Origin of the sequence: Nostoc sp. JL23 (assembly GCF_017115065.1) — a bacterium.
GTDB lineage: Bacteria > Cyanobacteriota > Cyanobacteriia > Cyanobacteriales > Nostocaceae > Nostoc > Nostoc punctiforme_A.
Genome location: NZ_JABXKN010000110.1, coordinates 1 through 12,079 on the forward strand (window position 1 = coordinate 1; position 12,079 = coordinate 12,079).

A 12,079-nucleotide genomic window follows, 5' to 3' on the forward strand; every position below is an offset into this window, starting at 1 on the left:
GTAGAAGCGTTCAAGATCGTCGATTCTCCTGGCAACACTTGGAGCGCTTTGCCTCCGCCAGATGGAACGGCAATGCTCTTCAAAATAGTTTCCATGAATCATTCTCCTTGGATGAATGGGTTGATTTTAGAAATTCACGATTACTTCCCGATGAAGTTTAGGATGGTGGTCATGCTGTTCTCTTAAGTTAGTGTTGCGGTTCTTCTAACTGAGTTGAATGCCTACCAAGTTTGACCGCCAGTGGCGAGAATCCGTTGTCCGGTCAGCCAGTGGGAGTCCTCAGAGGCGAGGAAGACAGCGATCGGGCCGATGTCCTCTGGCTGACCGACCCGTCCCAGGGGTGTGCTTGCTGTTTTGCAGCTTGAAATTGCTGCCACCCTTGAGGTGATAGGATCACCCCTCGAACCCGCCCATGAGAGGAACTACCGTTCCTAGATTTGCCCACATTGGAATCCATAGGCAAGTTACCACTAATAAAGGGCAGAGCGAGTCCTTTCCTACAGTTTTGCTAAAGCGTTACGGGTAACTTCGCTCTTTGCAGATAAATTAGTAAATTATTTCCTTTCTTACTGAAGACTATCAGGCTTAACCAAGTCATATCACTTCTCGTCACTATTTCACTGTCAAGATATGCCTATGGGAATAGAAAGATTAAATAGTATCTTAACTCAACAAACTGGAGTGGTCTAATTTGAATGAAAGTTGAATAATGAACAACACAAGCCACTGAACTGACTCGAACAAAGTCTGTAAATCAAGTAAGGCTTTTGCAAATAATCAACAAATAAGTAAGGATTTTAGATTACGAAAATCATGTTTCAATTCGACAAATAACTTAGTGCATTAGCACTTTTAACGATTGCTTCGGTTGGTGGAACTATGTTAATCGTTGCAAATGTATCTCCTCAAACTCAATCATCAGGAGTTGTAAAAGATGTAACTCTGTGGGCTGCAGATTTAATTAAAGCCCAAGGTTGCGTTTTACAACTTTGAAAACAGCATATTTAACCCTTCGGTCATCGTGGGATGAGTCAAAACGCCATCGCGCAGAACGGTGTAAGGCATCTGAGCTTGCATCACCATCTGCACCGTCGAAATCACTTCCCCCGCTTCATGACACAACAGGGAACAACCGAGAATACGACCTGTCTCGGTATCCACGATCGCCTTCATCAGTCCATCGGTTTGACCGAGAGTTTTTGCTCTAGGAATCGCTGAGGCATCCAGTTTCGCCACGCGGATGGCATACCCTTGTTGCTGTGCTTCAGTTTCGGTCAGACCCACATGAGCCAGTTCGGGATCTATGAACAGACAGGATGGAACCAAGCGATGGCGAGTGCTGCGGTTGCCACCATCAATCAGATTCGCTTTGATAATTCGGTAATCGTCGAGCGAGACATGGGTATATTGCAGTCCTCCATTGATATCGCCTAAGGCCCAAATCCCCGGTATGTTTGTTTCCAGGCGCTCGTTAACTACAATAAACCCGTGGGCATCAGTTGCCACACCAGCGGCGGCTAAATTTAAGCTATCAGTGGTTGGCGCACGACCGATAGCGACGAGCAAATGTGAACCTTGGAGGCTAAGGGAGCGATCGGCAACCTGGAGCTGAAGGACAGTCGCATTGTCAACGCGATCTACTCTCAATACATTTGTCTTCAGCAAGAATTCAATGCCTTCTCGTTCTAGCAGCGTTTGAACGGCGATCGCAATATCTGAATCTTGATTTGATAAAATTTGCTCGCTATGCCCAATCACAGTAACGCGAGAGCCAAAGCGCTGGAACATCTGGGCAAACTCCAACCCAATATAGCCGCTCCCAAGTACGATCAGATGCTCCGGCAACTGTTCCAGTTCCATGATCGATTCGCTCGTCAAAAAACCAGCTTCTGTGAGTCCGGGTAGCGATGGAATTAACGGTCGTGTGCCTGTATTGACAAAGAACCGTTCTGCGGTGAGTAAGCGAGTGGTGTCAAGAGCCGTTGTCACTTCAATCGTTTTGGATGACACAAACCGTCCCACTCCAACGATCAGTTCGTGACCCAGAGCAGTTTCTAGATTGTGCAAATTCATTTCACGCATGGAGTGTACGACAGATCGTTTGCGCCCAATTACGGCTGCTAAATCAACGATGGGTGCATTGGCTTTAACACCGTAAGCAGCGCTGTGTCGCACAGTATTAACTACCTCTGCACTGGCAACCATCGTTTTGGTAGGGATGCAGGCGATGTTGATGCACCCACCACCAATCATGGTTAAGCTGCGTTCCACCAGAGCAGTTTTACGTCCGTTTGCGACTAGCGCTGGTGCTAGGGTTTTACCTGCTTTGCCACTGCCGATAATAATGTCGTCGTAGTATTCAGGGTTCATTCCACATCTCCTTTAAGGTGCTGTCTTGGTACACAGCTTCAATTTGGCTGAGATCGTCTGCTGTTCGTTAATGCCTCTTGCAGCGACCTTATATCAGCGGGGTAGCGATCGCCTGCGGCAACTCCTTTTGGTGCAAAAACTTCAATTCGGTTCAGGTCGTCTGTTGTCAGCTGAACTTCTGTTGCTGCAACGTTCTCCTCCAGATATTTGCGCTGCTTGGTACCCGGAATGGGAATGATATCTTCTCCTTGGGCTAACAGCCATGCCAGGGCGAGTTGACTGGGCGTTGCTCCTTTTTCAGCCGCAATCGCCTTTACCTGCTCCACTAATTGCAGATTTTTGTAGAAATTCTCTCCCTGAAAGCGAGGGGAAGATCGGCGGTAGTCGTCTTCTGAAAAATCATTTGGGCTGGTGAATCGTCCTGACAAAAAGCCTCGCCCCAATGGACTGTAGGGTACAAATCCAATACCTAATTCCCGCACTGTGGGCAGAATTTCATCTTCGGGATCGCGGCTCCAGAGCGAATATTCCGTTTGCAGGGCGGAAATGGAGTGAACAGTATTAGCCCGTCGAATCGTCGCTGGAGTGGCTTCTGAAAGCCCTAGATAGCGCACTTTTCCCTGCTGCACCAGTTCCGCCATTGCACCAATCGTGTCTTCAATAGGGACTTCCGGATCAATCCGGTGCTGATAATAAAGGTCAATCACATCTACACCCAACCGCTTCAGCGATGCATCACAGGCTTGATGCACATACTCTGGCTTACCGTTAATACCGTTCCATCCACCCTCTGGCGATCGCACAATGCCAAACTTCGTTGCGATCGCTACCTGATCGCGATGGTCTTTGATGGCTCTGCCTACCAACTGTTCATTGGTAAAGGGGCCATACATATCGGCAGTATCCAGTAAGGTAATGCCGAGTTCTAATGCCCGGTGAATCGTGGCGATCGCTTCTCGATCGTCCTGCCCACCATAGAAATCAGACATTCCCATACAGCCTAGTCCTAGTTCTGAAACCACAAGTCCTTGATTGCCGAGTTTGCGTGTTTTCATTGGTAGTCTCCTTGATTTGCCTATAAAACTCTGAATTGCCAACCGAAACAGTGTTAGAGGTCTAATCTGCGGTGTGGACACGCTTTTGAGAACTCAGCGCGGAATGTTCTGTGCAGAAACCGCAAAAGATGCCTAACCTGCCAAAGGAATGTCCTTCGTTATTGCGCGATAAAGCCGCCATCAACTGAGATCGATTGTCCAGTGACAAAACTAGAAGCGTCTGAACAGAGCCATAATACAGCATTTACCACTTCTGCCGGCGTACCAATCCGACCGATTGGCTGCCCTTTGATGAAATCCTCGGTCGCTTTTGGATTTGCTTTGAAAAGGCGATCGAGCATTTCGGTTTGAATTGGACCCGGACTGACGGCATTCACCCGAATTCCTTGCTTGACAAATTCTAATGCCAACTGATTTTGTTAGCCCTTCTACAGCGTGTTTACTAGCAGTGTAAATCGGCACCATTGCACCACCGACCAAACCCAAAACTGAACTAGTATTGACGATCGCCCCACCGCCATTTTTCAACAAGGCTGGAATCTCATGTTTCAAGGACAACCATACCCCTTTAACATTGATATCCATGATGCGATCGTAAGTAGCTTCGGTTTGCTCTGCTAACGGCGTGGAATCTTGTTCCACTCCAGCATTGTTGAAAGCAATGTCGAGTCTTCCATAGTGTGTCATTATTTTCTCAATCAGTATCTGCACATCGGCTTCTTTAGAAACATCTGTCGTCACAGAAAAGCCTTCCCCACCCATTGCTTGAATCTGTCGAATTGTTTCTTCACCTTCAACTTGCCGACGACCTGCAACAACTACTTTTGCTCCAGCTTGAGCTAGAGCTAGAGCGGTTGCTTTACCAATCCCTGATGTTCCACCTGTAACGAGTGCGACTTTTCCAAATAACGTAGTCATTGTTAATTTTCTTGGGTGTATTTTGAGACATGATTCACTGAAATAGGGTGTCGTGACATGGGTATAATCTCCTGAATCATCGCTCCACCAAGCTTTTCAGAACAGTTTCCAGTTCGACTTCGCCTTTGATGGAGCCAGACTCACCACTCTCGAACTCGATCCAGCCCTCGTTGAAACCGTCGAGCATCCGAATGCGCGGCTCTGGATCGGCTGTACCCTGAGCCTTGAACAGCGCCTCCCAGATTTCGCGGGGAACTACCTTTGCGTGTACCTGATGACCCAGAATCTTGGAAAAGCCCTTTGCAATGTCATTCGGCGTTACCCGTTGCGGGCCCTCGATTTCGACGATTTGCCGTCCACTCCAAGTCTGTTGCAGCAACTCGGAGGCAACACGACCGATATCCGCCGTCGCAATCATCGGCACAGGTTTATCCAACGGTTGCAGGAAGCTTTGGATAATGCCACTCTCTCTGGCAGGTGCTACGTCCCAAGCCGCGTTCTCCATAAACCAGGCGGGACGAAGAAAGGCGATCGGCATCGGCAGATCCCCCAATACTTGCTCCAATATCTGAAGTTGAGTCAGTAGGTTCGGCTGGGTTGCCTGTGCGCCAATGGTGGACAGGCAGACGACTTTGCCCGGATGCACTGCTGCGATTGCAGTACGCAGAGCAGCGACAATTGCCCGTGTTTCGGGAAAGCCCGGTGATGGCACAAAGTTTGGCGGAATCACAACGAAGACACCCTCAGCTTTTCTAAAAGCTGCTGTGAGCGCGTCAGCATCGTTCATGTCCGCCAGGGCAACTGCACAACCCTCCTCGACCCAGGCAGTTCCCTTCTTAGTATCACGGATCACAGCGCAGACAGACTGATTGTCGCTCAACAATTTGCGGGCGACGGCACCGCCGACCTGACCTGTAATTCCAGTAATAGCGTACATTTCGCTCTCCTTGTAAATAGTAGACAATTGATAAACATCTTTCCAAGCTTCCGGCTTCAAGAAAGATCCTTAAAACCATCTCTGGGAGTGCATTTTAGCGATTTTCCCCAAATATTACGCTCTAACAAGAGTATTCCAATCACTTCTATGTGCTAGCTCAAGATCGTCGAGAAATGAGATATTTTTCTCAACGGGATCGCGGCTAATATGCAGGTGATTAGGGGAAAAATCAGGATCGGTATAGCCAACGGCTAAACCGCATAGGATCGATAATTCCGGTGGGATATTTAACTCGCTGCGAATGATTTCAGGATAAGCGGCTAGCGAAACCTGAGCGCAGGTGCCCAGTCCACGAGCAGTCAGACTCAGCATCAGCGTTTGTAAATAGATCCCTACACTTAAAGCATCCGCATCGCCTAGTTCTCGGTGCATACAGACGATACCGACCATTGGGGCATCAAAAAATTCGTAATTACGCAGAACGGCTCGTTCTCGACTCGCTGTATCATCACGAGCAATCCCCATCGCTCCATAGACTTGTTCGCCTAGTTCCTGGCGGTAATGCTGAAATGCCTCTGGCAGTTGAGCTATTTTGGGTAGCTGAGACTCGTCAAAATGCTGCGCTTGCTTTAGCAAAGCCTTTTTCAGTTGATCGCGTCGAGTACCTTCAGCAAATACTACCCGCCACGGCTGGGTATTGGAATTCGACGGCGCGAGCTGTGCTAGAGCAAGAGCTTCATCGAGTAAAATTCGCGGCACGGGTTTGGATAAGAATTTTCGGGTTGAGTGCCGGTCTTTGATAGTTTGGTCGAGATCGAACATGTTTAATAAACCTTTATGAGAAAGAGTACTGACAATACTTTTCGGTTAACGAACTTTGGGGGTTTAAGTCCCCAGCAAGAAATGACGGCAGCGCATTTTGTGTCGGGGTCTAAATCCCCGTCACAAAACGTAATTGCGTTAGCGTAGCGGGGCGTTCGCTTTTAGCGTCTCCAAGAGTTACCCATTGTGAATTGGTTTAACCTTTTCCCCAAACCCGATTCCGAGTTAAAAGTGCAAAACCCGAGAAGTATTGAGAGTACTGAAGATTCAATTTTTCCTACAAGTTTGGCGCATCAAGATCCGATTGTTTTTATACACCTCTAAAGTTCCAGACTGCGGGCTATCTAACGTGCCATCCCACACCCAATATTGATAATTTCTATTCCGAAACTTATACACTCGAACACCTTCTGTCGCTTGCTTAGTTCCTTTGCCCAAACTTAAATGACCGTTGGGATTGGTCGCCCGATAGAGCAGTTCACCAGAATTATAATTCTGCCAAATATTGATGTTGTTGCCGCCTTGGCATTTAGTACTCAGGATGATGCCAGCAGTTGAATCAGCAGAAGCTCTTAAGGAAAAATTAACTAAGACACTGATTGGCAGAGCAAGGAGTAACACGGATCTTTTCAGTAGTGTTTTCATTAGTGTTGTAAAATCATTTTTTGGTCTAGTTTTTTCATGATGATGAGTCCTGTGTCCTGTGGGGAGCAATGCGAAAAGCCCCCCAGTTTTGCCACCTCACAAAATCGTGTTGCTCCCGTCCTGTGATTGTCCAACATGAGTTGTCATAAAGCGACGGATATGATCTGCGATCGCATCTCCTTCCTCTTCCAGGGCAAAATGTCCGGTATCGAGTAAATGAAACTCAACGTCTTTGAGATCGTCCTTGTAGGGATAAGCGCCTTCGGCTGGGAAGATGTCATCATTCTTACCCCAAACAATCAGAGTAGGTGGCTGATATTTGCGAAAATACTCCTGCCATTGCGGATATAGTGGTGGATTCGTGCCATAGCTATACAGTAGCGCTAGCTGAATCTCATCGTTGCCGGGGCGATCAAGGAGAGGTTGATCCATATTCCAGGTATCAGGGCTGATCGCTTCCAGATTGCGAACGCCGTTGGTATATTGCCACTTCGTTGTTTCCAAAGTGAAAAAGGATCTGAGCTTGTCAGCATTCTCAGGAGAACGGTCTTGCCAGTAGGCTTTAGCTGGGTTCCAAAATTCGCCGCGTATACCTTCTTCATAGGCATTCCCGTTTTGGACAATCAGCGCTTCCACTCGCTCTGGATATTTAGCTGCAATCCGATAGCCAATGGGAGCGCCATAATCCATTACGTAGAGGCTATATTGCTTGAGATCGATCGCCGTAATAAATTTCTCCACGATTTGGGCCAAGCGATCAAACGTGTAGTCAAACTCATCCACAGTTGGCATAGAACTGTTGCCGTAGCTCGGATAATCCGGGGCAACTAGATGGAAGTGATCGGCAAGCGCAGGCATCAGATTGCGAAACATGTGAGATGAGGTCGGAAAGCCGTGTAACAGCAGAATCGTTGGATTACTGCGGGAACCAGCTTCTCGGTAGAAGATATCTAAACCATCGATTGAGATTGTGTGAAATGTGGTCATGATTTTATCTCATATTGCAATGTCGATTACGATTTTGCCGACCGATGTGCCTTGCTCTACCGCATTGTGGGCATCCAGTGCGGTATCCAACGTAAAATGGGTCATTAAATTACTCATGTTAATTAATTGTTTGCGTAATCAGGAGCCGTCAAAAAATAATTTTTACGCTTGTTGATATCTATGAAGTTTACTGAGTAGCATCTCTAAGCTAATGAATGTCTCAGCTTTAGTTTCTTTTACTACACATTTAATAATTACAAATTTCTCGCAATATAACCTCTACCTTTTGAAGGTTCTAATAGAAGTTATACAATTCACACACTATTTAAACCTTTTTTAAAATATTATTGCTTTTAAAAACAATTTATCCTTGTTCCTTGTAGTAATACTTTCACTACTAAATTTATACAATTATATTGCAGTCTTCTATCGCAATTAGAAACTGTAATAAAAACGTATTTTAACTGAGTTATACCAATTCTGGATGAAGATGCATAGAAAGAACCCCTCCCAACCTCCCCAATACGTTGGGGAGGTTGGGAGGGGTCAAAATAATATGCAGCTTCACAAAGAATTGGATTATTACAAATAGCTGCAAGTTTAATCCTTTAGGAGTAGTAATTAAACTCATGCTTTATTGAAAATAAATACTTGTCAATTTCGCAAAAATAATCATAATCGATCACGGGGCGATCGCTTTCTTGGTTAATTTTTCAAAAGAGTTATATTGCGAAATTATTTTGACTACTTTTTGTATCGTATTTAATCAACTTATACAATTCAACCATCAATCAGACTATTGTATATACCTTACGGGGGGACAAAAAGGGTAGGACGCAGATAGAATAAGGGGTAAATATAGCGAAGACACTGTTGGCGAAATATTGCTTAACAATTTTGGCAACGTAATACTGCACGAAAATTCTGATTACTTCCGCAGCGATAGGATAATTAAATCCTGAACGCTTAGATAAATTGTTACCATGTCGATGCATCCTCAAAATATCCCCGACATACCTCAACAAACAGTAGAGGTGGCGCGTGCATCTTTCCCAAAAGGAAATATTTACATGAAGATCCTGGATACCTTGGGAAGTATCTTTGAGGAGGAAGTATTTGCGGACTTATTTCCACAAAATGGGCAGCCAGCGTATACACCTTGGCGGTTAGCATTGGTGTGCATAATGCAATTTATGGAGAATTTATCTGACCGACAAGCGGCAGATGCAGTACGTGGACATATTGACTGGAAATATATGTTGAGCCTGGCTTTAACCGACTCTGGCTTTGACTATTCAATCCTTAGTGAGTTTCGCACTCGATTACTTGCAGGTGGCGCAGAGCAAAAACTACTAGATATATTGCTACATCGCTTGAAGGAATCAGGATTGCTCAAAACCCATCGGCGACAGCGTACTGATTCAACCCATGTTTTAGGTGCAATACGCACCCTCAATCGATTAGAGACATTGGGGGAAGGGATGCGCGTTGCGCTCGATAGTTTAGCAGTTGTAGCACCTGACTGGTTAGCAACAAATATTCAGCCTGATTGGTTTGACCGCTATGGTCGTCGTGTAGAAAATTATCGTTTACCAAAGCTTGACTCCGAGCGAGAAGCTTTAGGCAGCACAATTGGAGCAGACGGTTTGGCGCTGTTAGACGCAATCTATGACCCAACTGCGCCACAGTGGTTAAGACAAATACCAGGAGTAGAAACCCTGCGTCAAATATGGATACAGCAATTTTATGCCCCAGAGCCAGATGTCCAAGTAAAATGGCGTACTGTGAAAGATATGCCACCATCTACAATTGCGATTCATTCGCCCCATGATGTCGAAGCTCACTACAGTAGCAAACGCAGCATCGATTGGGTTGGTTATAAAGTACACATGACCGAGATTTGCGACGAAGATAGCCCCCGTTTCATCACCAACGTCCACACAACCCTATCCACCATTACCGACGAGCAAGCAGTGGAACCAATCCACTCAAGACTTGAAGAAAAAGATTTTCTACCAGATGAGCATCTACTGGATGCTGGGTATCCCACTGCGGAAAATTTAGTAAATAGTAAGACTCAGTATAATATTGAAATTATTGGCCCGGTGCGGTCAGATCCCAGTTGGCATAATATGCAGAAATTGTCCGGTTCGTTCATCTTGCACTAAGTCAAAAACCGAACCACGGGAGTTGACTCTTCTTCCACAGGTGCAACATATAGCACTCCAAACTCGACGACAAACTCAAAAAACACCTGAATGGAAAGCTACTTACAACCAACGCGCAGGCATTGAATCAACACATTCACTTATGTTTACGGCGCTCGGCACTACGTCAATCTCGCTACATCGGTTTAAAGAAAACTCACTTGATGCAGGTTTTCATTGCTTGTGCGCTTAATTTAGTACGGTTGGATGCTTGGCTAAATGGTATACCTCTTGCTAAAACTCGCTCATCTCGTTTCAAACAATTGCAACCTCAAGGTGATTAAAGAATAAGTCAAGGCAACTCTACCATGTAATACACGGTTGACAACTACTAAAAAGATTTTTAAAAGTACCGTGTAATACATGGTAAGCATATCCTATGAAAAAGATGAAAAGGGATATTCAAGGGAAGTTTGCGATTAAAAGCTCGGATTACCGCGAGGTGCGTTCTTTACGACTAACAGATGATACCTGGAAGGCGTTAGGTATCGCCTCTGAATGCTTGGGATTAACTAGGGCTGACTATCTAGAGGAAATAGTTAGAAGTAACGTCAACCCATGTATTACACGGAAAAATTCAAATATTTCTACTTCTGATTCACAGGATTTTTTTGAACCATTGCCGAGTATTACACGGTACGACCAGGAAATGGAGAGGCTCATTGCCCAAGTACAGAATCTTCAAAAAGAAAATTTAGAGCTTAAGGAACGGTCAGCCATTAACTTTGTGCATGACGTTGTAGATTTTGAGGCGATACACGATCGCATTTTATTTGAATTGAAGTTGGGACGGCAAGCTTCAGCTTACAAAGCAGCACAGAAAGCACTTAATCGATTTATTCAAGAAATAAAACATCTGGTTGACAGTTTCTGATTGCTGCCAAAACTGCTGCAAGAAGTCACGATTTCTCTAAATTGCCAAATTGATTGGTTTTTATCACTTTTTAATGTTAAGCAATATTTCGCCAACAGTGTCTTCGCTATATTTACCCCTACCCCTCTTCTGTCACTTTCTGGGAAGGTGATTGCTAGAAGCCTTATGAGGCAATGAATACAAGCTATACTATTAGAAAAAAATCGGTCTTGTATTTGTTATTAGAAAATAATCGTGCGATGCCTGCGGCGGGCTACGCCTACGCAGGCTATACAAAAGCTCTAGAATTCAGAAATGGCAAATCTTTTCGGAGAGTGACAGAAGAGGGTTATAGTACAAATTTAGTTTTAGAAACACTACTAGAACTACTTGAATATGAAGGAGATCCTGAGCGTGAATATTCAGATTGTGAGTTTTTTCGTCTTCATACCGCAGAAGCATTAGTCAATCTAGGTAATACCTCAATATTGGTACGACAAACACTACATGGACTTTTATATTATTCTGCCTATGCAATAAACCTTGAAGTTGCAAAAATATTAATTTACTTGGGCGATACTTCAGAGCAAATTGTACAAGGATTGTTAGCAGTGCTGGAAGAAGAAGATCCTTGGGTACGTCTTGATGCAGCTAAAGTTCTACTAGACTTAGGAAATTTATCAAATTTAGTCGTACAAACACTACAAGCATTAATGGATGATGAAGATTCTGAAGTGTGTGAAAAAGCAGCTAAAGTTTTAGAATTGCAGGGTTTACCTTTCCATTCACAAAACTTTTAAACAATACTGCCGGGATAAATTTGGTTAGAGTCGCCAGAAATCAAATTATTTGTTTGCAGTAGCTGATGTCTACAAAAATTTGATAACAAACAGGACACAAATTCTGCCAACTAGTGAAATGGAAGAAGCTGATTGTAAAGTACTGACTGCTAAGATTGCCAAAGATATAGCAGATCGTACCTCAGTAACAAACACCTACCAGATAGGCGAAGTCTGCCAAATCCTTGTTAAAGACAATCCCGAACTGAGAGGCAAAGGTGGCTGTTGGGCAATTGTCAGCGCAGTGAATGACTTTAGTTGCAGCGTGAGAATTTGGGATGGCGAACACACGGTTGGGTTGCAGCATCTCAAATCTTACAATTACCTGCCTGCCGAAGGTCAACAGGTTCGAGAGATTAGCGATCGCAAGAGTTCAGTTCCACTCTACAACGAGAATAACTTTGCGATTTTTAGCTAATCCCCCTAAATACTTGAGTTGACGATTT

At 44.8% G+C, this 12,079-nt stretch carries 13 protein-coding genes and 1 pseudogene; 6 read left to right on the plus strand and 8 right to left on the minus strand.

What is annotated here, in order from left to right:
- Window positions 1–186 (plus strand): hypothetical protein (locus tag HWQ42_RS22505; protein WP_292816273.1); only part of this gene is annotated, 186 nt, incomplete at its 5' end.
- 35 nt (window positions 187–221) lie between these two features.
- Here HWQ42_RS22505 and HWQ42_RS22510 read toward each other — a convergent pair.
- From HWQ42_RS22510 to HWQ42_RS22545, 8 genes and pseudogenes are all read right to left on the minus strand, one after another.
- A complete protein-coding gene (locus HWQ42_RS22510) occupies window positions 222–377 on the minus strand; it encodes an SDR family oxidoreductase (protein ID WP_292816275.1) in 156 nt (51 codons plus the stop codon).
- Window positions 378–981: 604 nt separating this feature from the next.
- Window positions 982–2,370, minus strand: a complete 1,389-nt coding sequence (locus tag HWQ42_RS22515) for a mercuric reductase (RefSeq protein ID WP_292816277.1) — start codon at window positions 2,368–2,370, stop codon at window positions 982–984.
- Window positions 2,371–2,408: 38 nt separating this feature from the next.
- The gene (locus HWQ42_RS22520) at window positions 2,409–3,425 is read right to left on the minus strand and encodes an aldo/keto reductase (protein ID WP_292816279.1); all 1,017 of its coding nucleotides are present in this window, start codon (window positions 3,423–3,425) and stop codon (window positions 2,409–2,411) included.
- A 158-nt stretch (window positions 3,426–3,583) separates the two neighbouring features.
- A pseudogene (locus tag HWQ42_RS22525) lies at window positions 3,584–4,343 on the minus strand (SDR family oxidoreductase).
- Window positions 4,344–4,419: 76 nt separating this feature from the next.
- A complete protein-coding gene (locus HWQ42_RS22530) occupies window positions 4,420–5,340 on the minus strand; it encodes an NmrA family NAD(P)-binding protein (RefSeq protein WP_292816281.1) in 921 nt (306 codons plus the stop codon).
- Between the two features lie 54 nt (window positions 5,341–5,394).
- A complete protein-coding gene (locus HWQ42_RS22535) occupies window positions 5,395–6,102 on the minus strand; it encodes a nitroreductase (protein ID WP_292816283.1) in 708 nt (235 codons plus the stop codon).
- A 267-nt stretch (window positions 6,103–6,369) separates the two neighbouring features.
- Window positions 6,370–6,723 carry a hypothetical protein gene (locus HWQ42_RS22540; RefSeq protein WP_292816284.1) on the minus strand — a complete coding sequence of 118 codons (354 nt, stop codon included), beginning with the start codon at window positions 6,721–6,723 and terminating at the stop codon, window positions 6,370–6,372.
- Window positions 6,724–6,843: 120 nt separating this feature from the next.
- Complete coding sequence (locus HWQ42_RS22545) at window positions 6,844–7,734, minus strand: alpha/beta hydrolase (protein WP_292816286.1); 891 nt, start codon at window positions 7,732–7,734, stop codon at window positions 6,844–6,846.
- A gap of 983 nt (window positions 7,735–8,717) precedes the next feature.
- On the opposite strand from HWQ42_RS22545, the gene HWQ42_RS22550 reads away from it, so the two are divergent.
- The 5 genes from HWQ42_RS22550 to HWQ42_RS22570 all read left to right on the plus strand — a co-directional run bounded on the left by HWQ42_RS22550 (window position 8,718) and on the right by HWQ42_RS22570 (window position 12,051).
- A complete protein-coding gene (locus HWQ42_RS22550; protein ID WP_292816288.1) occupies window positions 8,718–9,902 on the plus strand; it encodes a transposase in 1,185 nt (394 codons plus the stop codon).
- A gap of 22 nt (window positions 9,903–9,924) precedes the next feature.
- On the plus strand, window positions 9,925–10,134 hold the full coding sequence (locus HWQ42_RS22555) for a transposase (protein ID WP_292816290.1): 210 nt from the start codon (window positions 9,925–9,927) through the stop codon (window positions 10,132–10,134).
- Window positions 10,135–10,320: 186 nt separating this feature from the next.
- Complete coding sequence (locus HWQ42_RS22560; RefSeq protein WP_292816292.1) at window positions 10,321–10,815, plus strand: hypothetical protein; 495 nt, start codon at window positions 10,321–10,323, stop codon at window positions 10,813–10,815.
- Between the two features lie 173 nt (window positions 10,816–10,988).
- Window positions 10,989–11,594, plus strand: a complete 606-nt coding sequence (locus HWQ42_RS22565) for a HEAT repeat domain-containing protein (RefSeq protein ID WP_292816293.1) — start codon at window positions 10,989–10,991, stop codon at window positions 11,592–11,594.
- A 49-nt stretch (window positions 11,595–11,643) separates the two neighbouring features.
- Window positions 11,644–12,051, plus strand: coding sequence for a hypothetical protein (locus HWQ42_RS22570; protein ID WP_292816295.1), 408 nt, complete (start codon window positions 11,644–11,646; stop codon window positions 12,049–12,051).
- Window positions 12,052–12,079: the final 28 nt, after the last annotated feature.